20 protein-coding genes are annotated in these 23,121 nt (G+C 71.6%); 8 read left to right on the plus strand and 12 right to left on the minus strand.

All coding sequences use genetic code 11. The annotated features are described in order from the left end of the window. Positions 1–51: 51 nt before the first annotated feature. The 11 genes from ACWD11_RS28405 to ACWD11_RS28455 all read right to left on the minus strand — a co-directional run bounded on the left by ACWD11_RS28405 (position 52) and on the right by ACWD11_RS28455 (position 10,936). Positions 52–192, minus strand: coding sequence for a hypothetical protein (locus ACWD11_RS28405; protein WP_451286374.1), 141 nt, complete (start codon positions 190–192; stop codon positions 52–54). A 48-nt stretch (positions 193–240) separates the two neighbouring features. Beyond that, positions 241–1,239, minus strand: a complete 999-nt coding sequence (locus ACWD11_RS28410; protein ID WP_451286376.1) for a sugar phosphate isomerase/epimerase family protein — start codon at positions 1,237–1,239, stop codon at positions 241–243. Between the two features lie 13 nt (positions 1,240–1,252). After that, positions 1,253–2,404, minus strand: a complete 1,152-nt coding sequence (locus tag ACWD11_RS28415) for a Gfo/Idh/MocA family protein (RefSeq protein ID WP_389421163.1) — start codon at positions 2,402–2,404, stop codon at positions 1,253–1,255. 168 nt (positions 2,405–2,572) lie between these two features. Further along, complete coding sequence (locus tag ACWD11_RS28420; RefSeq protein ID WP_451286378.1) at positions 2,573–3,610, minus strand: substrate-binding domain-containing protein; 1,038 nt, start codon at positions 3,608–3,610, stop codon at positions 2,573–2,575. A 17-nt stretch (positions 3,611–3,627) separates the two neighbouring features. Continuing rightward, positions 3,628–4,647, minus strand: a complete 1,020-nt coding sequence (locus tag ACWD11_RS28425; protein WP_389421142.1) for an ABC transporter permease — start codon at positions 4,645–4,647, stop codon at positions 3,628–3,630. After that, positions 4,644–6,161 (minus strand): sugar ABC transporter ATP-binding protein, encoded by a 1,518-nt coding sequence (locus ACWD11_RS28430; protein WP_389421141.1) that lies wholly within the window; start codon positions 6,159–6,161, stop codon positions 4,644–4,646. Before ACWD11_RS28430 ends, ACWD11_RS28425 begins: the two co-directional genes overlap by 4 nt. Positions 6,162–6,236: 75 nt before the next feature. Then, positions 6,237–7,418, minus strand: coding sequence for an ROK family transcriptional regulator (locus tag ACWD11_RS28435; protein ID WP_389421140.1), 1,182 nt, complete (start codon positions 7,416–7,418; stop codon positions 6,237–6,239). Positions 7,419–7,586: 168 nt separating this feature from the next. After that, positions 7,587–8,264, minus strand: a complete 678-nt coding sequence (locus ACWD11_RS28440; protein WP_451286380.1) for a GntR family transcriptional regulator — start codon at positions 8,262–8,264, stop codon at positions 7,587–7,589. Positions 8,265–8,420: 156 nt separating this feature from the next. Further along, on the minus strand, positions 8,421–9,359 hold the full coding sequence (locus ACWD11_RS28445) for a beta-ketoacyl-ACP synthase III (RefSeq protein WP_451286382.1): 939 nt from the start codon (positions 9,357–9,359) through the stop codon (positions 8,421–8,423). Positions 9,360–9,495: 136 nt separating this feature from the next. Then, positions 9,496–9,630 (minus strand): MFS transporter small subunit, encoded by a 135-nt coding sequence (locus tag ACWD11_RS28450; RefSeq protein ID WP_389421137.1) that lies wholly within the window; start codon positions 9,628–9,630, stop codon positions 9,496–9,498. Continuing rightward, positions 9,599–10,936, minus strand: coding sequence for an OFA family MFS transporter (locus ACWD11_RS28455; protein WP_389421136.1), 1,338 nt, complete (start codon positions 10,934–10,936; stop codon positions 9,599–9,601). Before ACWD11_RS28455 ends, ACWD11_RS28450 begins: the two co-directional genes overlap by 32 nt. A gap of 269 nt (positions 10,937–11,205) precedes the next feature. On the opposite strand from ACWD11_RS28455, the gene ACWD11_RS28460 reads away from it, so the two are divergent. The 6 genes from ACWD11_RS28460 (at position 11,206) to ACWD11_RS28485 (ending at position 19,090) form a co-directional block, all read left to right on the plus strand. After that, positions 11,206–12,177, plus strand: coding sequence for a 2-dehydropantoate 2-reductase (locus ACWD11_RS28460; protein ID WP_389421135.1), 972 nt, complete (start codon positions 11,206–11,208; stop codon positions 12,175–12,177). Then, a complete protein-coding gene (locus ACWD11_RS28465; RefSeq protein ID WP_451286385.1) occupies positions 12,174–14,093 on the plus strand; it encodes a molybdopterin oxidoreductase family protein in 1,920 nt (639 codons plus the stop codon). The genes ACWD11_RS28460 and ACWD11_RS28465 overlap by 4 nt, the downstream gene beginning before the upstream one ends. A gap of 5 nt (positions 14,094–14,098) precedes the next feature. Then, positions 14,099–15,916: an NADH-ubiquinone oxidoreductase-F iron-sulfur binding region domain-containing protein gene (locus tag ACWD11_RS28470; protein WP_451286503.1), complete on the plus strand. Its 1,818-nt coding sequence runs from the start codon at positions 14,099–14,101 to the stop codon at positions 15,914–15,916. Next, positions 15,913–16,773, plus strand: a complete 861-nt coding sequence (locus ACWD11_RS28475; protein ID WP_451286387.1) for a 2Fe-2S iron-sulfur cluster-binding protein — start codon at positions 15,913–15,915, stop codon at positions 16,771–16,773. Before ACWD11_RS28470 ends, ACWD11_RS28475 begins: the two co-directional genes overlap by 4 nt. A 17-nt stretch (positions 16,774–16,790) precedes the next feature. Then, entirely contained in the window at positions 16,791–17,639 is an 849-nt protein-coding gene (gene fdhD / locus ACWD11_RS28480; protein WP_389421132.1) for a formate dehydrogenase accessory sulfurtransferase FdhD, read from the plus strand. A 227-nt stretch (positions 17,640–17,866) separates the two neighbouring features. Then, positions 17,867–19,090 (plus strand): DUF4185 domain-containing protein, encoded by a 1,224-nt coding sequence (locus ACWD11_RS28485; protein WP_389420808.1) that lies wholly within the window; start codon positions 17,867–17,869, stop codon positions 19,088–19,090. Here ACWD11_RS28485 and ACWD11_RS28490 read toward each other — a convergent pair. Continuing rightward, positions 19,026–20,066 carry a bile acid:sodium symporter family protein gene (locus ACWD11_RS28490; RefSeq protein WP_389420807.1) on the minus strand — a complete coding sequence of 347 codons (1,041 nt, stop codon included), beginning with the start codon at positions 20,064–20,066 and terminating at the stop codon, positions 19,026–19,028. The genes ACWD11_RS28485 and ACWD11_RS28490 overlap by 65 nt on opposite strands. 142 nt (positions 20,067–20,208) lie before the next feature. Between ACWD11_RS28490 and ACWD11_RS28495 the strand changes: the two genes are divergently transcribed. Together ACWD11_RS28495 and ACWD11_RS28500 are read left to right on the plus strand one after the other, a co-directional pair. Beyond that, complete coding sequence (locus ACWD11_RS28495; protein ID WP_451115904.1) at positions 20,209–21,072, plus strand: LysR substrate-binding domain-containing protein; 864 nt, start codon at positions 20,209–20,211, stop codon at positions 21,070–21,072. Positions 21,073–21,281: 209 nt separating this feature from the next. Continuing rightward, positions 21,282–23,108, plus strand: coding sequence for an AMP-dependent synthetase/ligase (locus ACWD11_RS28500; RefSeq protein ID WP_389420805.1), 1,827 nt, complete (start codon positions 21,282–21,284; stop codon positions 23,106–23,108). Positions 23,109–23,121 lie beyond the last annotated feature (13 nt).

Genomic DNA, 23,121 nt, shown 5'->3' on the forward strand with positions numbered 1-23,121 from the left:
AGGGGGTGGAAGACGGTGGGCGGGGGTCCGGCGTCCCTCGCCCACCGTCGCTCAGTGGCCCTGGACGGGCAGTTCCTCGATCCGGACGTGCCGCCACAGGCAGAGGCGCTCGCCCCGCACCCGGATCGACACGCAACCGAGGAGCGGGCTCGTACCCGTGACGACCGTCGCGGGTCGGGCCGTTGATCGCATCGCGTGCTCCCCTCCCCTCCTCGGCCGGTGATGACAGTGGTGTCGGCGTCAGTTGCCGAAGGCGGCGTCGAAGGAGGCCGACGGGGGGTCGAAGTCGTAGGCCTTCAGGCGGGCCAGTGCCTCCGGGGCGCCCTGGAGGCGGTCCATGCCCGCGTCCTCCCACTCCACCGAGATCGGCCCCTGGTAGTCGATGGAGCGCAGCATCCGGAAGACGTCCTCCCAGGGGACGTCGCCGTGGCCGGCGGAGACGAAGTCCCAGCCGCGGCGCGGGTCGCCCCAGGGCAGGTGGGAGCCCAGGCGGCCATTGCGGCCGTCGAGGCGCTTGCGGGCCTCCTTGCAGTCGACGTGGTAGATCCGGTCCCGGAAGTCGTAGAGGAAACCGACCGGGTCCAGGTCCTGCCACACGAAGTGCGAGGGGTCGAAGTTCAGGCCGAAGGCCGGGCGGTGCCCGACCGCCTTCAAGGCGCGCTGGGTGGTCCAGTAGTCGTAGGCGATCTCGCTGGGGTGGACCTCGTGGGCGAAGCGGACGCCTTCGGCGTCGAAGACGTCCAGGATCGGGTTCCAGCGCTGCGCGAAGTCCTCGTAACCGCGCTCGATCATCGACTCGGGCGCGGGCGGGAACATCGCCACCAGATGCCAGATCGCCGAACCGGTGAAGCCGATGACGGTGTCCACACCGAAAGCGGCCGCGGCCCTGGCGGTGTCCTTCATCCGCTCCGCCGCCCGCTGCCGCACCCCTTCCGGCTCACCGTCGCCCCACACCGCGCCGGGCAGGATCGCCTGATGGCGCTCGTCGATGATGGCGTCGCAGACCGCCTGCCCGGTCAGGTGGTTGGAGATCGCCCAGCACTTCAGGCCGTACTTCTCCAGCAGCTGATGCCGCGCATCGAGATACGAGGGATCGGACAGGGCCTTGTCGACCTCGAAGTGATCGCCCCAGCAGGCGAGTTCGAGACCGTCGTAACCGAAGTCGCGGGCCAGACGGCAGACCTCCTCCAGCGGAAGATCGGCCCACTGACCGGTGAAGAGCGTGAAGGTGCGCGGCATGACCAGGGCCTCCTCAGACCGCTATGGGGGTGTAGACGGAGTTCTTCTCGGCGCTCTCCTCCACCGCCGCGAGGACGCGCTGCACCTGGAGCCCGTCGGCGAAGGAGGGGTCGGGCTGCCGGCCCTCGGCGATGGCGTGGACGAGGTCGCGGGCCTGGTGGACGAAGGTGTGCTCGTAGCCGAGGCCGTGGCCCGGCGGCCACCAGGCGTCCAGGTAGGGGTGTTCGGGCTCGGTGACGAGGATGCGGCGGAAGCCGCCCTGGGCCGCGGGCTCCGTGCCGTCGTGGTAGGAGAGTTCGTTGAGCCGTTCCAGGTCGAAGGCCAACGAGCCGTTCTCGCCGTTGAGTTCGAGGCGCAGGGCGTTCTTGCGCCCGGTGGCGTAGCGGGTCGCCTCGAAGGAGGCGACGGCGCCGGAGGTGAAGCGGGCGGTGAACAGGGCCGCGTCGTCCACGGTGACCTGGCCGGTGTCCCCGTCGGCCGAGACGGCGGACAGCCCCTGCACGGCACCGCCCGGCAGTGGCCGTTCACGTACGAAGGTCTCGGTGAGGGCGGAAACCCCGGCCAGCTGCTCCCCCGCCACGTACTGCGCGAGGTCCACGATGTGCGACCCGAGGTCGCCGAGCGAGCCCGAACCCGCGTACTCCCTGCGCAGCCGCCAGGTCAGCGGGAAGCCGGCGTCCACCAGCCAGTCCTGGAGGTACGTCACCCGCACATGCCGCAGCCTGCCGATCCGCCCCTCGGCGACCATCCGCCGGGCGAGGGCGGTCGCGGGCACCCGGCGGTAGTTGAACCCGACCATCGCCAAGTGACCGCGTGCGAAAGCCTCTTCGGAGGCGCGGGCCATCACCGAGGCCTCCTCGACCGTGTTGGCCAGAGGCTTCTCGCACAGGACGTGCTTGCCCGCGGCGAGGGCGGCGACGGCGATCTCGGCGTGGCTGTCGCCGGGGGTGCAGATGTCGACGAGGTCGACATCGTCCCGGGCGATCAGCGCACGCCAGTCGGTCTCGGCCGCCGCCCATCCGTGCCGGTCGGCCGCCGCGCGCACCGCCGCCGCGTCCCGTCCGCAGATCGCGGCCAGCACGGGCCGCCGGGGCAGGTCGAAGACGCGCCCCGCGGTGCGCCACCCCTGGGAGTGGGCGGCGCCCATGAAGGCGTAGCCGACCATGCCGATCCGAAGCGGCGGCTTCTCCACCCCAGGATTCGCCCCAGGATCCACCTCAGGGTTCACCCCAGGGTCCACCTCCGGATTCACCTCCGGATCCACCTCAGGCCCTTCTGACATGCGAGTGTCCTCCTCGAACTCGTGGGAGTGGCGTCCGGCGCACGGCACGGCCTACTTGAAGCCGGTGGGCATGTACTGGTCGACGTTGTCCTTGTCGACGACGGCCGAGTACAGGGTCAGCGAGGCCGGGATCTCGAACTCGGCGAGACCGCCGACTCCCTTGCCCTGGCCGAGCGCGCGGGCCAGGTCGATCGCGGAGGCGGCCATCGTCGGCGGGTAGAGGACCGTCGCCTTGAGGACGCCGTCGTCCTGCTTGATGGCCTGGAACGCGGAGAGCGCGCCCGCGCCGCCGACCATCAGGAAGTCGTCGCGTCCGGCCTGCTCGATGGCGCGCAGCGCGCCCACGCCCTGGTCGTCGTCGTGGTTCCACAGCGCGTCGAAATTCGACTGGGCCTGCAGCAGCTGGGCCATCTTGGCCTGCCCCGACTCGACCGTGAACTCGGCGGCCTGGCGGGCCACTTTCTTGATGTTGGGGTAGTTCTTCAGGGCGTCGTCGAAGCCCTTGGTGCGCTGCTGGGTGAGCTCCAGGTTGTCCAGGCCCGCCAGTTCGATCACCCGCGCCCCGGACTTGCCCTTGAGCTTCTCCCCGATGTAGTGGCCGGCGTTGAGGCCCATGCCGTAGTTGTCGCCGCCGATCCAGCAGCGGTACGCCTGCGGGGAGTTGAAGATGCGGTCGAGGTTGACGACGGGGATGCCCGCCCGCATCGCCTTCAGGCCGACCTGGGTGAGGGCCTTGCCGTCGGCCGGCAGAATCACCAGGACGTCGACCTTCTTGTTGATCAGCGTCTCGATCTGGCCGATCTGCTGGGCGGTGTCGTTGGAGCCCTCGGTGATCTCCAGGGTGACGTCGGAGTACTTCTTCGCCCGGTTCTTGGCGTTGTCGTTGATGGCGTTGAGCCAGCCGTGGTCGGCCTGGGGGCCGGCGAAGCCGATGGTGACGGGCTTGCCGGGCTTGTCGTCGGCGGCCGGCTGGTCGTTGGCGGCCGGTTCGTCGTCGGACTCGTTGCTGGTGCAGCCCGCGAGCAGGGCACCCGCTCCGACGGCGGCGGTCCCGAAGAGCAGTCCTCTACGGCTGGTGAACTCTGGCATGGCGGTGAACCCTTTCCTCAGGTCGTGCTCGCGGTACGGCGCTGGACCAGCACGGCGGCGACGATGATCGCGCCCTTGGCGATCTGCTGGACGTCGCTCTGCAGGTTGTTCAGGGCGAAGATGTTGGTGATCGTGGTGAAGATCAGGACGCCGAGCACGGAGCCGGTGATGGTGCCGCGGCCGCCGCTGAGCAGCGTGCCGCCGATGATCGCGGCGGCGATGGCGTCGAGTTCGTAGAGGTTGCCGTTGGTGTTCTGACCCGATCCGGACAGGATGATCAGCAGGAAGGCGGCGATGCCGCAGCACAGGCCGGACAGCAGATAGAGGTAGAGGCGCTGGCGGCGGACATCGATGCCGGCGAGCCGGGCGGCCTCGGAGTTGCCGCCGACGGCGACCGTGCGGCGGCCGAAGGTGGTGCGGTTCAGGATCAGCCAGCCGATGACGGTGACGACGGCGAAGACCATGACGAGCGGCGGGATGCCGAGGACGTAGGCGTCGCGTTCGCCGAGGTCGAGGATGCTGGGGATGGTGACGATCTGGGTCTTGCCGTCGGTGATCTGCAGGGCGAGGCCGCGCGCCGAGGCGAGCATGGCGAGCGTCGCGATGAACGGCACCATCCCGCCGTACGCGATGAGCAGGCCGTTGACCAGGCCGCAGCCGACGCCGACCAGGACCGAGGTGAACAGGACGCCGCCGAAGCCGTAGTCCTGCGTCGCCACCGTGGTCGCCCATACCGAGGCCAGGGCGACGATCGCGCCGACCGACAGGTCGATGCCGCCGGAGGTGATGACGAAGGTCATGCCGACGGTGACGACACCGATGACGGAGGCCTGGGTGAGGACGAGTTGGAGGTTGCGGGTGTCGAGGAACTCGTCCGGCTTGGTGATGCCGCCGATGACGACGAGCGCGGCGAGCACCCCGAGCAGGGAGAGGGTGCGGACGTCGGCGCGGGCCATCATGCCCCGCCAGGCGGGGGGTTCGGCCGCGGGTGCGGTCTTGCCGGTGCTGTCCCTCGGTGGGGACGCGTGCTGCGTCATGACGCCGGGCTTCCTTCCATGACGAGGTCGAGGACACGGTGTTCGTCCAGGTCGCGGGCGGACGCGGTGTGCACGACGCGCCCTTCGCGCAGGACCAGGACACGGTCGGCGAGGCCCAGCACCTCGGGCACCTCGCTGGAGACGAGCAGCACGGCGAGTCCTTCGTCGGCGAGGCGCCGGACCACCGCGTAGAGCTCGGCGCGGGCGCCGACGTCGACGCCGCGGGTGGGTTCGTCCAGGAGCAGCACCCGGCAGCCGCGCAGCAGCCAGCGGGCGAGGACGGCCTTTTGCTGGTTGCCGCCGGACAGGGTGCGTACGGGCACGGCGGGGTTGTCGGGCCGCAGTGACAGCTCGCGCGTGGCGGCCCGCGCGGCGCCCAGTTCGGCGCCCCGGTCGATCCAGCCGGCGCGCGCGAAGCGGGACATGGAGGAGACCGAGACATTGCGGGTGACGGACTCCAGCATCAGCAGGGCCTGCGCCTTGCGTTCCTCGGGGGCGAGCCCGAGTCCGGCCCGGACGGCGGCACGCACGCTGCCCGGCCGCAACGCCCGCCCGTCCACGAGGACTTGCCCGGCCGAGGGCTTGCGCGCCCCGTAGATCGTCTCCAGGATCTCGGATCGGCCCGAGCCGACGAGTCCGGCGAGCCCGACGATCTCCCCGGGCCGCACCTCCAGGTCCAGTGGCGCGAACTCGCCCTCGCGGGCCAGCCCTTGGACCTGGAGCACGGGCGGGCCGGCCGCCACGCCCACGGGCCGGTCGGGGAAGACGTACTCGACGTTGCGGCCCGTCATCAGCGCCACGACATCCCGGGTGGGCGTCGACTTCGCCGGCAGCCCCACCGCGACGGCCCGGCCGTCCTTGAGCACGGTCACCCGGTCGCCGATGCGCCGGATCTCCTCCAGCCGGTGCGAGATGTAGACGACGGCGACCCCGTCGGCGGTCAGGTCGCCGACGATCCGGAAGAGGTTGTCGACCTCGTCGGGGTCCAGGGCGGCGGACGGCTCGTCCATCACGATCAGCCGTACGTCGTGGGAGAGCGCCCGCGCCATGGAGACGATCTGCTGCTGGGCCGCGGACAACTCCCCGACCAGCCGCCCCGGTTCGATCTCCGGGTGCCCGAGCCGCTGGAGCATCTGCGCGGTCCGCGTGCGGGCGGTCCCGCGGCGTACGACGAAACCGGCGGCCGTCGGTTCGTGGCCGAGGTACACGTTCTCGGCCACCGACAGGTGCTCCACCAGGTCGAGTTCCTGGTAGATGGTGGCGATGCCCAGGCGCATGGCGGCGATCGGGGAGCGCAGGGTGACGTCCTCGCCGCGCCAGCGGATGGTGCCGGTGTCGGGCTGGTGGGCGCCGGCCAGGACCTTGATCAGGGTGGACTTCCCGGCCCCGTTCTGGCCGAGCAGACAGTGCACCTCGCCGGCCTGGACGTCGAGGTCGACTCCGTCGAGGGCCCGGACACCGGGGAAGGACTTGGTGATGCCGGACATGCTGAGCAGCGGTGGTTCTGGTGCCATGGGCTCCCCTTGGCGGGCGTGCGGGCCGGTTCAGGGCAGGGCGAAGCAACGGGACGTGCCGGTGAGCGAGTGGGCCTACGCGGGTGAGAACAGGTGGTCGCTGATGAGCCGGGCCGCGCCGATGACTCCGGCGGTGGGGCCCAGCTCCCCCAGCACGATGGGCAGGTTGCCGGTCGCCAGCGGCAGCGACTGGCGGTAGACCTGGGTGCGGATCGCGGCGAGCAGGGTGTGGCCGAGGCCGGTCACCCCGCCGCCGATCACCACCAGGCCCGGGTTGAAGAAGCTGACCAGACCGGCGATGACCTGGCCGGTGCGGTTGCCGCCCTCGCGGATCAGGTCGAGGGCGGTGGCGTCGCCCGCGGCGGCCGCGGCGGCGACGTCGACGGCGCTGAGTCCGCCGCTGGCCTCCAGGCGTGCGGCGAGTTCGGCCGACCGCCCCTGCTGGGCCGCCTCCAGGGCGTCCCGGGCGAGGGCCGCCCCGCTGAAGTGGGCCTCCAGGCAGCCCCGGTTGCCGCAGGCGCAGGGCCTGCCGTCGGGCACCGCCTGGATGTGCCCGATGTCGCCGGCGCTGCCCGTCGTACCGCGGTGGACACCGCCGCCGACGACGATGCCGCAGCCGATGCCGGTGCCGATCTTGACGCAGAGGAAGTCGTTCACGGAGCGTGCGACGCCCGCGTGCTGCTCCCCCATCGCCATCAGGTTCACGTCGTTGTCGACCATGACCGGGCAGCCGAGCTCCTGGCTGAGCGCCTCCCTGACCGGGAAGCCGTCCCAGCCCGGCATGATCGGCGGCGCGACCGGGACACCCTCGGGGAAGCGGACCGGGCCCGGGACGCCGATGCCGGCGCCGTCGTACCCCTCCGCGAGACCGGTCGCCCGCAGCTTGGCGGCCATGGCGAGGGCCTGTTCGAAGACCGCGACCGGGCCTTCGCGCACGTCCATGGGGTGGTTGAGGTGGCCGAGGATCTCCAGCTCGGCGTTGGTGACGGCGACGTCGACCGAGGTCGCGCCGATGTCGACGCCGAGGAAGCGGAGCCCCGGGTTGAGCCGGATGTTGTGGGAGCGCCGGCCGCCGCGCGAGGCGGCGAGTCCGTCGGCCACGACCAGGCCCGTCTCCAGCAGCCGGTCCACCTCCACGGCCAGCTTGGACCGCGACAGGTCGATCTGATCACCCAGCTGCGCACGGGAGTTGGGCCCCCCGTCGCGCAACAGCTTCAGCAGCCGGGCCTGATGGGCGTTCGCGGGTCGCGCCGTCATACGTCTCACGTGCCCCTCCCCGCCTGTTTCGGCCACCGGTTGCCGGGCTTTCGAGGGGAACGTAGCAGCGGCTGCCGTGGCTGGGAAGAATCTGTGCACGAATTAGCGACGACTTCTGCCTCTGAGAGGACAAAGCCGAGTGGTGTCCACCTCGGCTCCGCGGCGCCGTCAGGACCGCTGGCGGGCGTGGTAAGAGGTGCGGGTGTGCTCGGTGTGTTCGCGCATGAGCGCGGTGGCGCGCTGCTGGTCGCGCTCGGAGATCGCCGCGATCAGCCCGCGGTGCTCGATCCAGGACTGCTGCCCGCGCTGCCGGGCCACCGGCGTGTAGTACCAGCGCACCCGGCGGTCGACCTGGGCGGCGAGTTCGGCGAGGACGGCGTTGCCCGCGAGTTCCATGACCTTGGCGTGGAAGCGGGCGTTGATGGCGACGGCACCGTCCACGTCGTCCGCCTCCACCGCACGCTCGCCCTCGGCGCACAGCTCCTCCAGGGCCGCGATCCCGGCGGCTCCGGCGTTGGCGGCGGCGAGCCGGGCCGCCTCGGCCTCCAGCAGGGTGCGCACGGTGAGGAGCTGGTCGGCCTCCTCCTCGGTGGGCTTGTGCACGAAGGCGCCCTGGGCGGGCCGCAGATCGACCCAGCCCTCGGTGTTCAGGCGTTGCAGCGCCTCGCGCACCGGCTGCCGGGACACCCCCAGATGACCGGCGAGTTCACTCTCGACCAGATGCTGGCCGGGGCGCAGGGCGCGGGTGGTGATCAGTTCGAGCAGGGCCTCGTAGACACGGTCCCGCAGCGGCCCGGGCCGTTCGAGCTTGGGCACCGCCCCCTGCGGAAGTCCTGTCGACAACATCGCGGTCCCCCTCCAGAGCCGTCGGACAGCACAGTATGGATTGTCTTTCGTCTACAGTCTACGGCGCTCCAGGGCCAGGGACAGGGGGAGTTGGCCTTGTCACACCGCGGGTAGGCCTGGGCACCCGGGCGGGAGCCGGCCGTGCCGGACCCGGCGTCACGGGCAGCGGACGACCTGACCGGCGTAGGAGAGGTTCCCGCCGAAGCCGAACAGCAGGACCGGGTCGCCGGTGGTGATCTCGCCGCGCTCGACCAGCTTGGAGAAGGCCAGCGGGATGCTCGCGGCGGAGGTGTTCCCGGAGTCGGAGACGTCCTTGGCCACCACGGCGTTCACCGCGCCGATCTTCTGCGCGAGGGGTTCGATGATCCGCAGGTTGGCCTGGTGCAGCACGACCGCGGCGAGGTCGGCGGGGGTGAGCCCGGACCGCTCGCAGGCCCGCCGGGCGACGGACGGCAGCTGGGTGGTGGCCCAGCGGTAGACGCTCTGGCCCTCCTGCGCGAACCGCGACGGTGTCCCCTCGATCCGTACGGCGTGCCCCATCTCGGGCACCGATCCCCACAGCACCGGTCCGATGCCGGGCTCCTCGGACGCCTCCACGACGGCGGCCCCCGCGCCGTCGCCGACGAGCACACAGGTCGTGCGGTCGGTCCAGTCGGTCACGTCGGACATCTTGTCGGCGCCGATCACCAGGGCCCGGGTGGCGGCGTCCGCGCGGACGGCGTGGTCGGCGGTGGCCAGGGCGTGGGTGAAACCGGCGCAGACGACGTTGACGTCCATGGCGGCGGGCGAGGGGATGCCGAGCCGGGCGGCGACGCGCGCGGCCATGTTCGGGGAGCGGTCGACGGCGGTGGAGGTGGCCACCAGCACCAGGTCGATGTCGGCCGGGGTGAGGCCCGCCGCCGCGAGCGCCTTCGCGGCGGCGTGCGCGGCCAGCTCGTCCACGGGTTCGTCGGGCCCGGCGATGTGGCGGGTGCGGATGCCCACCCGCGACGTGATCCACTCGTCGCTGGTGTCGACCATGCCGGCCAGGTCCTCGTTGGTGAGTACCCTGGCCGGCTGGTAATGGCCGAGCGCGGCGATGCGCGAGCCGTTCATCGGATGGTCCCCTCATTGCTCGGGTAGCGGGATCCACCAGTCTGATCAGTGACTCACCGGTACGGCGGCAGGTGAAGTCACAGGAATCGGGCGCCCGGGTTGTCGGCTTCGGTCAGCCCCTGGGACGCCGTGACAGCTACCCGGTGAACAGCTGCGTCGCCTTCCGGACGAGTTCGTAGAGCCCGTAGCAGAGCGGTGCCCCCACCCACAGCCAGGCGAAGGCGATCAGTGCGCGCCGGTCAGGCGGACTCTGGCTGCTGTCGTGCGGCATCGGCGGCCTCCTGCCGGGGTGCGGGGATGTGGTGGCGGGGATGGACGGGCCGGACCAGTTCATTGGCGACGAGGCCGACGACCAGCAGGCCGATCATGATGACGAAGGACAGGCCGTACAGCGAGGCACCGGTTCGGCCCGCCGCCTCCTGGCGGTCGGCGATCCAGTTCACGATCAGCGGTCCGAGGACGCCGGCGGTGGACCAGGCGGTGAGCAGCCGGCCGTGGATCGCGCCGACCTGGTGGGTGCCGAAGAGGTCCTTCAGATAGGCGGGGATCGTCGCGAAGCCGCCGCCGTAGAAGGAGAGGATCACCAGGGCGCACAGGATGAACAGCGGCTTCGAGGAGTCGCCGAACAGGGCGATGGCGGCGTACATCAGCGCGCCGGCGCCCAGGTAGAGGCGGTAGATGTTCTTCCGCCCGATCAGGTCGGAGGTGGAGGACCAGCCGATGCGGCCGGCCATGTTGGCGGCCGACAGCAGGGCGACGAAACCGGCCGCGGCGGTCGCTGACACCGTTGTCGAGGTGTCCGCGAAGAAGTCGGTGATCATCGGTGCGGCCTTCTCCAGGATGCCGATGCCCGCGGTCACGTTCATGCAGAGCACGACCCACAGGCACCAGAACTGGGGGGTGCGGACGGCCTGGTTCGCGGTCACCTGCGGGCCGGCGGGGGTGACCGTCTCGGTGCCCCGCCTCCCGGGTTCGGTGCGCGGCACCCTGACCAGGAGGACACCCAGCGACATGAACACCGCGTACGACAGGCCGTGCACCAGGAAGGCGAGGGCGATCCCGGAGGAGTCGCTGCCGAAGGACTCCAGCATCTGCGCGGACCACGGGGAGGCGATCAGCGCGCCGCCGCCGAAGCCCATGATGGCGATGCCGGTGGCCATGCCGGGCCGGTCCGGGAACCACTTGATCAGCGTGGAGACGGGTGAGATGTAGCCGATGCCGAGGCCGATCCCGCCGACGAAGCCGTAGCCGAGGACGATCAGCCAGTACTGCTCGGTGGCCGCGCCGAGCGCGGAGAGCAGGAAGCCGGACGAGAAGCAGCACAGGGCGACGGTCATCGCCCAGCGCGGGCCGTTGCGTTCGACGAGCGTGCCGCCGAACGCGGCGGACAGGCCCAGCATGACGATGCCCAGCTGGAAGGGGAGGGCGCTCTGCGTGCCGCTGAGGCCGAGCGCGGATTCCAGGGGCGGTTTGAACACGGACCAGGCGTAGGCCTGGCCGATGGAGAGGTGGACCGAGAGAGCGGCGGGGGGAACCAGCCAGCGGCTCCAGCCCGGCGGCGCGACGGGGGGACTCATGATCCAGAACGGTAGGAACCGGCGGCGGAGTTGAGAAGCGACGCGTCGACCGTCTGCGGTGAGCGGTATTCCGGGCGCGACGAACGGTCGGAGCGACCGGTTTCCGGTTCGGCACCGACCCGTGCCCCCGAACCCACGCCCCGACCTTGCCCGCACCCTTGCCGCCCCAACAAGCATACTGTAGACAATATTTCGTCGACGGAGTGTCGGCACTTCTCGGCACTGTCCCCATCTCCGCGGTATCCCTCGACCGAACGGAGCTCCCCCGTATGAAAGTCGCAGTCCTCGGCGCCGGTGCGATCGGCGCCTATGTCGGTGCCGCGCTCCACCGCGCGGGCGCCGATGTGCATCTCGTCGCCCGTGGACCGCATCTGGCGGCCATGCGGCAGCACGGCGTGCGGGTGCTCAGCCCGCGCGGCGATTTCACCGCCCGTGCCCGGGCCACCGACGACCCCGCCGAGATCGGCCCGGTCGACTATGTGTTCCTGGGCCTGAAGGCCAACTCGTACGCGGCGTGCGGGCCGCTGATCGAGCCCCTGCTGCACGACGCGACCGCGGTGATCGCGGCCCAGAACGGCATCCCCTGGTGGTACTTCCACCGGCACGGCGGCCCCCACGACGGCCATCGCGTGGAGAGCGTCGACCCGGGCGGCACGGTCAGTGCGGTGCTCGCGCCCGAACGGGCCGTCGGCTGTGTCGTCTACGCGGCCACCGAACTCGAAGGCCCGGGCGTCGTACGGCACTTGGAAGGCACCCGGTTCTCCATCGGCGAGCCCGACCGGAGCATCTCCCCGCGCTGTCTGGCGTTCGGCGAGGCCATGCGGGCCGGCGGACTGAAGTGCCCGGTGGAGCCCGATCTGCGCAACGACATCTGGCTCAAGCTGCTCGGCAACATCTCCTTCAACCCGATCAGCGCGCTGGCCCGCGCCACCATGCGGCAGATGTGCCGGCACGGCGGCACCCGCAAGGTGATCGAGACCATGATGGCCGAGACGCTCGCCGTCGCCGAGGCCCTCGGCTGCGAGGTGGGCGTCTCCATCGAACGCCGGATGGCCGGCGCCGAGAAGGTCGGCGACCACCGCACCTCCACGCTCCAGGACCTGGAGCGCGGCAAGCCGCTCGAACTCGACGTGCTCCTCGCGGCGGTCGTCGAGCTGGCGGAGATCACCGGCGTTCCGGTGCCCACCCTGCGCACCGTGCACGCCATCTCGGACCTGCTCGCATTGAGGAGCGCCGCATGAGGAAACGGCAACCGAAGACCTACACCCGGCTCACCCACCCGCTCGTCCGGGACTCCCGCGACGAGCCCCTGCGGCAGGCGAGTTGGGAGGAGGCCCTGGAGCGTGCGGCGGCGGGCATCGGGCGCAACCGCGGCACGTTCGGCATGTTCTCCTGCGCCCGCGCCACCAACGAGATGAACTACGTGGCCCAGAAGTTCGCCCGGGTCGTCATGGGCACCAACAACGTCGACTCCTGCAACCGCACCTGTCACGCCCCGAGCGTGGCGGGCCTGTCGGCGGCCTTCGGCTCCGGCGGCGGGACCTCCTCCTACGAGGAGATCGAGCACACCGACGTCATCGTGATGTGGGGCTCCAACGCCCGCTTCGCGCACCCGATCTTCTTCCAGCACGTGCTCAAGGGCATCAGGAACGGCGCCCGGATGTACGCCGTCGACCCGCGCCGCACCTCCACCGCCGAGTGGGCGGAGAGCTGGATGGGGCTGAACGTCGGCACCGACATCCCGCTCGCCCACGCGGTCGGTCGCGAGATCATCCACGCGGGCCTCGCCAACGAGCCGTTCATCGAGCGGGCGACCATCGGCTTCGAGGAGTACCGGGCCCTCGTCGAGCCCTGGACGCTCTCGCTCGCCGAGAAGGTGACGGGCGTACCCGCCCAGGCCATCAAGGAGCTGGCGCACGCCTACGCCCGCGCCGAGCGCGCCCAGTTGTGCTGGACCCTCGGCATCACCGAGCACCACAACGGCACCGACAACGTCCGCGCGCTGATCAACCTGTCCCTGCTGACCGGCCATGTGGGCCGCTACGGCAGCGGGTTGCAGCCCTTGCGCGGCCAGAACAACGTCCAGGGCGGCGGCGACATGGGCGCCATCCCCAACCGGCTGCCCGGCTTCCAGGACATCCTCGACCCCGCCTCCCGGACGAGGTTCGAGTCGGCGTGGGACACCGTCATCCAGCCGCACCACGGACTGAACCTCACCGAGATGTTCGAGGCGATGGAGGAGGGCACGCTCAAGGCCGTCTACTGCATCGGCGAGAACCCGGCGCAGTCCGAGGCCGACAGCGACCAGGCCGTACGGCGCCTGCGCCAACTGGACTTCCTGGTCGTCCAGGACATCTTCCTGACCAAGACGGCCGAGCTCGCGGACGTCGTGCTGCCCGCGACCGCCGGATGGGCCGAGACCGACGGCACCACCACCAACAGCGAGCGGCGGGTCCAGCGGGTGCGCCCGGCGCTCACCCCGCCCGGCGAGGCGCGCGACGACATCGACATCATCTGCGAACTGGCCGCACGGCTCGGCCACGCGTGGAAGTACGCCGACGCCGAAACCGTCTGGAACGAGCTCAGGTCCCTCTCCCCGGACCACTACGGGATGACGTACGCACGCCTGGCGGAGCAGCAGGGCATCCAGTGGCCGTGCCCCAGCACCGAGGAAGTCGAACCGCCCTACCTGCACGGCAGGTTGTGGCACGCGGACCGCGCCCGCAGGGGCCGCCCGGCGCCCTTCGGGCTGGTCCAGCACGATCCGCCGGTCGACCTCACCGACGAGCGGTACCCGATCCGGCTCACCACCGGACGGCGCCTGGACTCCTACAACACCGGCGTGCAGAGCGGCAGTTTCGCCTCCCCCATGCGGCGCGGCGAGTACGTCGAGCTGTGCCCGGAGGACGCCGAGCGCTACGGCGTCGTGGTGGGCGAGGAGGTCCGGGTGACCTCACGCCGGGGAGCCGTGGTCGCACCGGTGTGGATCGACACCGCGCTCCGCCCCGGTCTCGCCTTCATGACCATGCACTTTCCCGACGAGGTGGACACCAACCAGCTGACGATCGAGGCCAACTGCCCGATCGCGGGGACGGCGGAGTTCAAGGCATCGGCGATCCGGATCGACAAGCTCCCCGTCGCGACCATCGTGAGGTGACGCAAGTGGACCTGCACTTCGGCGACAGCAAACCGACGGACGACGAACGGGCCGCCGTCGACGCCCTGCTGGGCCCGCCCGAGTCCTCCTGGGAGGGCGCCGACCGCTCCGACGCGGACCTCAGGTGGGCGCGCGGCGGACGCGCGGCCCGCGACCGCCGGGACCTGCTGCTGCCGGGGCTGCACGCCCTCAACGACCGGATCGGCTGGATCAGCGACGGCGCCCTGGACTACCTGTGCCGCCGCCTGACGGTGCCGCCCGCCGAGGCGTACGGCGTCGCCACCTTCTACGCCATGTTCTCGGTCAAGCCCCGCCCCGCGACCGTCCTGCACATCTGCACCGACCTGGCCTGCGCGGCGGCGGGCGCGGCCGGCCTGTGCGCCGGCGTCGAGAGCGGCCTCGGCCCCGGCGTCCACGTCGAACGCAGCCCCTGCCTGGGCCTGTGCGAGCGCGCTCCGGCGGCCCTGGCGATCCGGGCGGGGGACCCGGTGCGTACGGCCGTGTCGGCGCCGGCCACCGTGCCCGGCGCCGTGCTCGCCGCGACCGCGCCCGACTCGGCCCCCGAGGAGCCACCGGCGGCGCTCGCGGTCCCCCAGGCCGGGGACCCGGGCCTCGTCCTGCTCAGCAGGATCGGCGTCGTGGACCCGGCGAGCCTCGACGACTACCGCGCCCACGGCGGCTACACCGCCCTGCGCCGGGCCTTCGCCCTCGGCCCGGCCGGCGTCATCCGCGAGGTGACCGACTCGGGCCTGGTCGGCCGGGGCGGCGCCGCCTTCCCCACGGGGCGCAAATGGCAGGCGACGGCGTCCCAGCCCGACCGCCCGCACTACCTCGTCTGCAACGCCGACGAGTCCGAGCCGGGCACCTTCAAGGACCGCGTGATCATGGAGGGCGATCCGTACGCCCTGGTCGAGGCGATGACCGTCGCCGCCTACGCCACCGGCGCGCACCGCGGCTACCTGTATCTGCGCGGCGAGTACCCGCGCTCCCTGGCGCGCATGGAGCACGCCCTCACCCAGGCCCGCGCGCGCGGGCTGCTCGGCGACGACGTCCTCGGGCAGGGCTGGTCCTTCGACATCGAGATCCGCAGGGGCGCGGGCGCCTACATCTGCGGTGAGGAGACGGCCCTGTTCAACTCCATCGAGGGCTACCGGGGCGAGCCGCGCGCCAAGCCGCCGTTCCCCGTCGAGAAGGGCCTGTTCGGCAAGCCGACGGTGGAGAACAACGTGGAGACGCTGGTCAACGTGTTGCCGATCCTGACCATGGGCGCCCCGGCCTATGCGGCGATCGGCACCGCGAAGTCCACCGGGCCGAAGCTGTTCTGCGTCTCCGGGAGCGTGGCGCGGCCCGGGATCTACGAGCTGCCCTTCGGCGCCACGCTGGGCGAGCTGCTGGACCTGGCCGGAGTGCGCGACGGGCTGCGGGCGGTGCTGCTGGGCGGTGCCGCGGGCGGCTTCGTACGGCCCGACGAGCGGGACATCCCGCTCACCTTCGAAGGCACCCGCCAGGCGGGCACCACCCTCGGCTCGGGCGTGGTGATGGCCTTCGACGACACCGTCCCGCTGCCCCGGCTGCTGCTGCGGATCGCCGAGTTCTTCCGGGACGAGTCCTGCGGGCAGTGCGTGCCGTGCCGGGTCGGGACCGTGCGCCAGGAGGAGGCGCTGCACCGGATCGCCGAGCGCACGGGCGCGGCGGCCGCCGGGGACATCGCCCTGCTCAGAGAGGTCGGCCGCGCGATGCGGGACGCCTCGATCTGCGGTCTGGGCCAGACCGCGTGGAACGCCGTGGAATCCGCCATCGACCGCCTGGGGGCGTACGAATGACCGTGACACCGCTGGGGATCCCCCGCCGCCTGCTGGAGTTCACCCTCGACGGGGAGGCCGTGCGGGCGCCCGAGGGATCGACGATCCTGGACGCCTGCCGGGCCGCCGGGAAGGACGTCCCGACCCTGTGCGAGGGCGACACCCTGCGCCCGAAGAACGCCTGCCGGGTCTGTGTCGTCGAGGTCGAGGGGGCCCGCACCCTGGTCCCGGCCTGCTCGCGGAAGGCCGAGCCGGGCATGGAGGTCCGCACCGGCACCGAGCGGGCGCGGCACAGCCGCAAGGTGGTGCTCGAACTGCTCGCCTCCTCGGTCGACCTGTCGACGACACCGCGGGCCGCCGAGTGGATCAAGGAGTACGGGGCCGAACCGGACCGCTTCGGCCCGGACGCGGCCCGGCTGAACGAGGAACCCAGGATCGACAACGACCTGTACGTGCGCGACTACGACAAGTGCATCCTCTGCTACAAGTGCGTCGACGCCTGCGGCGACCAGTGGCAGAACACCTTCGCGATCTCGGTGGCCGGGCGGGGCTTCGACGCGCGGATCGCGGTGGAGCACGACGCCCCGCTGACCGACTCGGCGTGCGTGTACTGCGGGAACTGCATCGAGGTGTGCCCGACCGGGGCGCTGTCCTTCAAGTCCGAGTTCGACATGCGGGCCGCGGGTACCTGGGACGAGGCCCGGCAGACCGAGACGACCACGGTGTGCGCGTACTGCGGAGTGGGCTGCAACCTCACCCTGCACGTGCAGGACAATGAGATCGTGAAGGTCACCTCGCCGCACGACAACCCGGTGACCCACGGCAATCTGTGCATCAAGGGCCGCTTCGGCTACCAGCACGTCCAGAACCGGAACTGATCGGGGCTGATGGGGACATGGGACGAGTCACGGAACGACGCAAGGTGATCCGGATCCGGGACGGGGCGGTCTCCACCCGCCCGGACACGCTCGTCGCCGAGGAACCCCTGGAGATCCGGCTCAACGGCAAACCGCTCGCGATCACCATGCGCACCCCCGGCGACGACTTCGCGCTCGCCGCCGGGTTCCTGGTCAGCGAGGGAGTCCTCGCGGAGCAGGGAGAACTCCAGAACATCGTCTACTGCGCGGGCGCCACGGCCGACGGCACGAACACCTACAACGTGGTCGACGTGAAGACGGCACCGGGCGTGGTGATCCCCGACATCACCCTGGAGCGCAACGTCTACACGACGTCCTCCTGCGGCCTGTGCGGCAAGGCCAGCCTGGACGCCGTACGGACCACCGCCCGCTGGCCCATCGCCGACACTCCCCCGGTCCGCGTCGAACCCGACCTGCTGTCGAGCCTCCCGGACCGGCTGCGCGCCGCCCAGCGCGTCTTCGACCGCACCGGAGGGCTGCACGCGGCGGCCCTGTTCAGCGAGGACGGGGAACTGCTCGACATACGGGAGGACGTCGGGCGGCACAACGCGGTCGACAAACTGGTCGGACGCGCACTCCAGAACGGCGAACTGCCCCTGTCCCGCGCACTCCTGCTGGTCTCCGGGCGCGCCTCCTTCGAGCTGGCGCAGAAGGCGGTGATGGCCGGGATCCCGGTGCTGGCGGCGGTGTCGGCGCCCTCCTCGCTGGCGGTCGACCTGGCCGCGGAGACCGGGCTGACCCTCGTGGGCTTCCTGCGGGGCACCTCCATGAACGTGTACGCGGGCGAGAACCGCGTCGCCCTGCGGGCCGCGGCCGCCCAGGGCTGAACGGTTCCCCGCTGCACGACGGCGGGACCCCGAGCGGCGGGGAGCGCCCCCTGCGCCGCCCGGGGTCTCGCTGCTGTATGGGTCGGTCGCCTTCGGGCGCTTTGTGCCGGTGGCCCGGGTTAAGTGGCTCTTGGTTGGCCTGTTGGCGTCAGTTGGCCCGTTCAGGGCCGGGGTGTCTTCGGAGGCGCCATGGACCAGGTGCGCTCCTGCCACTAACGTCCCGGAACGTGCCCGACGACGCACGCGTACGCCACCGCACGGGAACGGGGCTCGGTCTGCTGCTGGCCCTCGTTCTCGGCGCCGTACTGCTCACCGCGCTTCCCGAGGACGACGACACGGACGGCGCCTGCGCACCCCGTACCGTCCGGGCCTGGTCCGCCGATCAGCGGCTCACCTCGGAGTTCGCGCGCTACGGCAACGACGCCTCGCGCACCGACGACTGGACCGGCGGTGACGGCACCCACTCGGTGCGACTGCCGGACGGACGGGTGCTGTGGCTGTTCTCGGACACCTATCTGGGCCAGGTGCACGCCCCGCCCAACCCGGTCGGTGAGTCGTACGCCTGGCGGGACACCACGGCGCCGATGGTGCGGAACTCGGCGGTCGTGATGCGGGACGGGCGGCTGGAGAGCACCCTGCCCGCTCCCCTCTTCCCCGATCCCGCGCCGGGCCAGTGGCGCTGGCCGGTCGCGGCACGCGTCGAGCCCCGCTCCCCCGGCTCCTCGGAACAGGTCCTGCGGGTACTGCTGTGGGTGCGGACGAACGGCCAGTCGCCGTGGATCTACGGAGTGCCCACCGCCACCGAGGTCGCCACGCTCTCGCTGCCCGATCTGCGCGTCGAGTCGACGGTCAAGGTCCTCGACCAGCAGCAGGTCCCCGATCCGTCCCGGCGCGTGCTGTTCGGCACGACGCTGCTGGAGGAGGACGGCTTCACCTACGTCTTCGGCGGCGACGACGGCCGGGCGGTGTCCCGTCCGGCGTCGCAGGCGTACGTCGCCCGGGTCCCCGAGGGCGGTCTCGCCGATCCGGGCGCCTGGGAGTACTGGGACGGCGAGGAGTGGGCGGTGGGCGTCCGCCCGCGTCCGGTGCTCGGGGACGAGCGGCGCACCGGGGTGGGCAGCGCCTTCTCGGTGGTGCGCGACGGGCGGACGTATGTGCTGTTCACCATGGCGGCGGGCGGGGCGGGGCTGACGACCGTGACCTCGTACTGGTCCTGTTCGCCCACCGGGCCCTGGCACGGGCCGGCCAAGGACTTCAGCCCTTCCCTGCCGGACGGGCAGGTGGCCGCGTACAACCCGCAGACGCACCCCGAACTGAGCGAGGACGGGCGGCTGGTGCTCAGCTACGACGTCAACTGGCTGGAGACCACCGGCGCCGCCGCCCAGCTCAGCCGGAACGTCGCCCTGTACCGACCGCGGTTCGTGACCCTCCGGCTGGCGGCCGGGGGGTGACCTCCGTGACGGGGTCGCGGGAGCGCCGCTTGGCGATCACCGCGCACACCATCAGCTGCATCTGGTGGAAGAGCATCAGCGGCAGCACGGCCAGCGAGGCGTGCGCGCCGAACAGGACGCTCGCCATGGGCAGCCCGGCGGCGAGGGACTTCTTGGAGCCGGCGAACTGGATGGCGATCCGGTCCTCCCGGCCGAAGCGCAGCGCCTTGGCGCCGTACCAGGTCAGCGTGAGCATCACGGCGAGCAGCACGGCCTCGACGGCGAGCAGTCCGGCCAGCCGGGCGGGGCTGACCTGGTGCCAGACGCCCTGGACCATGCCCTCGCTGAAGGCGGTGTAGACGACGAGCAGGATGGAGCCGCGGTCCACCAGGCCGAGGACCTTCTTGTGGCGGGTGAGGAAGCCGCCGATCCAGCGGCGCAGCACCTGCCCGGCGAGGAACGGCACCAGCAGTTGCAGCACGATCTTCAGCACGGAGTCGGCGGAGAAGCCGCCGCCCGCGCCGCCGAGCAGGCTCGCCGCGAGGAGGGGGGTGGCGACGATGCCGACCAGCGAGGAGAAGGAACCCGCGCAGATGGCGGCGGGCACGTTGCCGCGGGCGATCGAGGTGAACGCGATCGACGACTGGACGGTGGAGGGCACCAGGGTGAGGAAGAGCAGGCCCTGGTAGAGCGGGTCGGTCAGCAGCACCGGGACGAGTCCGCGGGCCGCCAGGCCGAGCACCGGGAAGACGACGAAGGTGCAGGCCAGGACGGTGAGGTGGAGTCGCCAGTGGCGCAGTCCGTCCAGCGCCTCCCGGGTGGAGAGGCGGGCGCCGTACAGGAAGAAGAGGAAGGCGATCGCCGCTGTCGAGGCACCGGAGGCCACCTCGGCCCCCGTCCCGCGCGCCGGCAGCAGGGCGGCCAGCCCCACCGTGCCGAGCAGCAGCAGGACGTACGGGTCGATCGGCAGCCGACGCGGCCATCGCAGGCGTTTCACTGTGCTCCACTACTTCGCTGTACGTCCGGTCCGAGGGCACGGTCGTGCCCTCCCCATCGTCCTCCCCGGCAGCCTGATCGGGAATCCGGCATACCGTTCTGACTGTCATCACATTCCGCGATAGCCGCGCTAGTCTGGGGGCGTGTACGACCCCTCCCAGCTGCGCACGTTCCTGGCGGTCGCCCAGACGCTGAGCTTCACCCAGGCCGCCCGGCGGCTCGGGCTGCGCCAGTCGACGGTCAGCCAGCACGTACGGCGGCTGGAGGACGCCACGGGGCGGCAGCTCTTCGCCCGGGACACCCACTCGGTGGAGCTGACCGAGGACGGCGAGGCGATGCTCGGCTTCGCCCGGCGGATGCTGGAGGTCCACGAGCAGGCGGCGGCCTTCTTCACCGGGACCCGGCTGCGCGGGCGCCTGCGCTTCGGCGCGTCCGAGGACTTCGTGCTGACCCGGCTGCCGGAGATCCTGGAGGGCTTCCGGTACGAGCATCCGGAGGTCGACCTGGAGCTGACGGTGGAGCTCTCGGGCACCCTGCACGAGCAGCTGGCCGCCGGAAAGCTGGACCTGGTCCTCGCCAAGCGGCGCCCCGAGGAGCCGGGGGGCGAGCTGGTGTGGCACGACCGGCTGGTGTGGATCGGGGCGGAGCGGCTGCGGCTGGAGGCGGACCGCCCGGTGCCGCTGATCGTCTATCCACCCCCGGGCATCACCCGCGCCCTGGCGCTGGAGGCCCTGGAGCGCCAGGGTCGGGAGTGGCGGATCGTGTGCACCAGCGGCAGCCTCAACGGCCTGATCGCGGCGGCCCGGGCGGGCCTGGGCGTGATGGCGCACTCGCGGGGGCTGATCCCGCCGGGGCTGGTCAGGATGGCGCAGCGGTCGGGGCTGCCGGAGCTGGGCCGGGTGGACTTCGTGCTGGTCCACGGGCAGCGGCGGACGGCCGCCCAGGGAGCGGCCGAGGCGCTGGCGGCGGCGATCCTGGCGGGCGGGGAGCGACTGCACCGCCGCTGATGTGCTCGTACAGATTCGGTGGAGATTACGGCACCGAAACTTACTCGACGGTCAGTTTTCTGTCCGACCCTTCCCCATGTAAGCGCATTTTCCGCCCCTAGAACTGTGCATACCCGGGCCCCGCCCGGCTTTTTGCCCCCTCCCGTCAGACAGGAGCGTGGGGTAGCTTTCACGGCTCTGTGCGGAGCGTCGACAGCGGGGAGCGGGGTTTGCGCGAGTTCACCAACCCTCCGTCGGCGTCGGCCCCGCCGGTGGGCGGACTGGCCGACGTGGTGTTCGAGCGTGCCCGGGAGGACCCGGCGCATGTGGCCCTCGGCCGCAAGGACGACGCCGGGCACTGGCGGGACGTGACCTCCGCCGAGTTCCGCGACGAGGTGCTCGCCCTGGCCAAGGGGCTGCTCGCCCGGGGCGTCCGGTTCGGCGACCGGGTCGCCATCATGTCCCCCACCCGCTACGAGTGGACCCTCTTCGACTTCGCCCTGTGGACCATCGGCGCCCAGGTGGTGCCGGTCTACCCGACCTCCTCCGCCGAGCAGTGCTTCTGGATGCTGCACGACGCGGAGGTCTCGGCGGCGGTCGTCGAGCACGAGGACCAGGCGATGACCATCGCCACGGTCATCGACCGGCTGCCGCGGCTGCGCGAGCTGTGGCAACTGGACGCGGGCTGCGTCCCGGAGCTGTACGACGCCGGCGCCCACCTCGACGACGAGGTGGTGCACCGGCACCGCCAGGCGGTCACCCCCGACTCGGTCGCGACCGTCATCTACACCTCCGGCACCACCGGCCGCCCCAAGGGCTGTGTCCTGACCCACGGCAACTTCATGTACGAGGCGGACACCGTCATCGAGCGCTGGGAGCCGGTCTTCCACTCGAAGAAGGGCGACGAGGCGGCGACCCTGCTCTTCCTGCCGCTCGCGCATGTGTTCGGCCGTATGGTGCAGGTCGCCGCGGTCCGCGGGGGCGTCCGCTTCGGCCATCAGCCGCAGATGAACGCCGCCGCCCTGCTGCCCGACCTCGCCGCGTTCCGGCCGACCTTCTTCCTCGCCGTGCCGTACGTCTTCGAGAAGGTCTTCAACGCCGCCCGCCGCAAGGCCGAGAAGGAGGGCCGGGCCGGTGCCTTCGAGAAGGCCGTCGAGGTCGCGGTGAAGTACGCGGACGCCATGGAGGCCAAGGCGTGGGGGACCGGGCCCGGCCCCTCGGCCGGCCTGCGCATGCAGCACCAGCTCTTCGACAAGCTCGTCTACGGCAAGATGCGGGCCGCGATGGGCGGCCGGATCCGGCACGCCATGTCCGGCGGCTCGGCGATGGACCGCCGGCTCGGCCTGTTCTTCGCGGGCGCGGGCGTGCACATCTACGAGGGCTACGGCCTGACCGAGTCCACGGCGGCGGCCACCGCCAACCCGCCCGAGCGCACCCGCTACGGCTCGGTCGGACAGCCCATCCCCGGGATGAGCGTGCACATCGCGGACGACGGGGAGATCTGGCTGCGCGGCGCCAACGTCTTCCAGGGCTATCTCAACAACCCCAAGGCCACCGACGAGACCCTGCACGACGGCTGGCTGGCCACCGGCGACCTCGGCTCCCTCGACGAGGACGGCTATCTCACCATCACCGGGCGCAAGAAGGAGATCCTGGTCACCTCGGGCGGCAAGAGCGTCTCGCCGGGCGTGCTGGAGGAGCGGGTCCGCGACCATCCGCTGGTCGCCCAGTGCGTCGTCGTCGGCAACGACCGCCCCTACATCGCGGCCCTGGTCACCCTCGACCAGGAGGCAGTGGACCACTGGCTGGCCATGCGCGGCAAGCGGCGGCCGCCCCCGGCCGAACTGGTGCGCGACGCCGACCTGGAGGCGGAGGTGCGGCGCGCGGTGGTCGCCGCCAACACCCTGGTCTCGCAGGCCGAGTCGATCCGTACCTTCCGGATCCTCGCCCAGCCCTTCACCGAGGAGCAGGGCCTGCTCACCCCCTCGCTCAAGCTGAAGCGCAGGGCGATCGAGAAGGCCTACGCCGGCGAGGTGGCGGCGCTGTACCAGGCCTGAGAGTTCAGGACGG

Source organism: Streptomyces sp. NPDC002776 (assembly GCF_053592195.1).

Bases quoted from the DNA above. Each gene is read 5' to 3' on its own strand.
- ACWD11_RS28465 (WP_451286385.1), top strand. From the start codon at position 12,174: ATGAGGAAACGGCAACCGAAGACCTACACCCGGCTCACCCACCCGCTC.
- ACWD11_RS28415 (WP_389421163.1), bottom strand. From the start codon at position 2,404: ATGGTCGGCTACGCCTTCATGGGCGCCGCCCACTCCCAGGGGTGGCGC.
- ACWD11_RS28455 (WP_389421136.1), bottom strand. From the start codon at position 10,936: ATGAGTCCCCCCGTCGCGCCGCCGGGCTGGAGCCGCTGGCTGGTTCCC.
- ACWD11_RS28405 (WP_451286374.1), bottom strand. From the start codon at position 192: ATGCGATCAACGGCCCGACCCGCGACGGTCGTCACGGGTACGAGCCCG.
- ACWD11_RS28425 (WP_389421142.1), bottom strand. From the start codon at position 4,647: ATGACGCAGCACGCGTCCCCACCGAGGGACAGCACCGGCAAGACCGCA.
- ACWD11_RS28475 (WP_451286387.1), top strand. From the start codon at position 15,913: ATGACCGTGACACCGCTGGGGATCCCCCGCCGCCTGCTGGAGTTCACC.
- ACWD11_RS28410 (WP_451286376.1), bottom strand. From the start codon at position 1,239: ATGCCGCGCACCTTCACGCTCTTCACCGGTCAGTGGGCCGATCTTCCG.
- ACWD11_RS28460 (WP_389421135.1), top strand. From the start codon at position 11,206: ATGAAAGTCGCAGTCCTCGGCGCCGGTGCGATCGGCGCCTATGTCGGT.
- ACWD11_RS28435 (WP_389421140.1), bottom strand. From the start codon at position 7,418: ATGACGGCGCGACCCGCGAACGCCCATCAGGCCCGGCTGCTGAAGCTG.
- ACWD11_RS28445 (WP_451286382.1), bottom strand. From the start codon at position 9,359: ATGAACGGCTCGCGCATCGCCGCGCTCGGCCATTACCAGCCGGCCAGG.
- ACWD11_RS28440 (WP_451286380.1), bottom strand. From the start codon at position 8,264: ATGTTGTCGACAGGACTTCCGCAGGGGGCGGTGCCCAAGCTCGAACGG.
- ACWD11_RS28430 (WP_389421141.1), bottom strand. From the start codon at position 6,161: ATGGCACCAGAACCACCGCTGCTCAGCATGTCCGGCATCACCAAGTCC.
- ACWD11_RS28450 (WP_389421137.1), bottom strand. From the start codon at position 9,630: ATGCCGCACGACAGCAGCCAGAGTCCGCCTGACCGGCGCGCACTGATC.
- ACWD11_RS28420 (WP_451286378.1), bottom strand. From the start codon at position 3,610: ATGCCAGAGTTCACCAGCCGTAGAGGACTGCTCTTCGGGACCGCCGCC.
- fdhD (WP_389421132.1), top strand. From the start codon at position 16,791: ATGGGACGAGTCACGGAACGACGCAAGGTGATCCGGATCCGGGACGGG.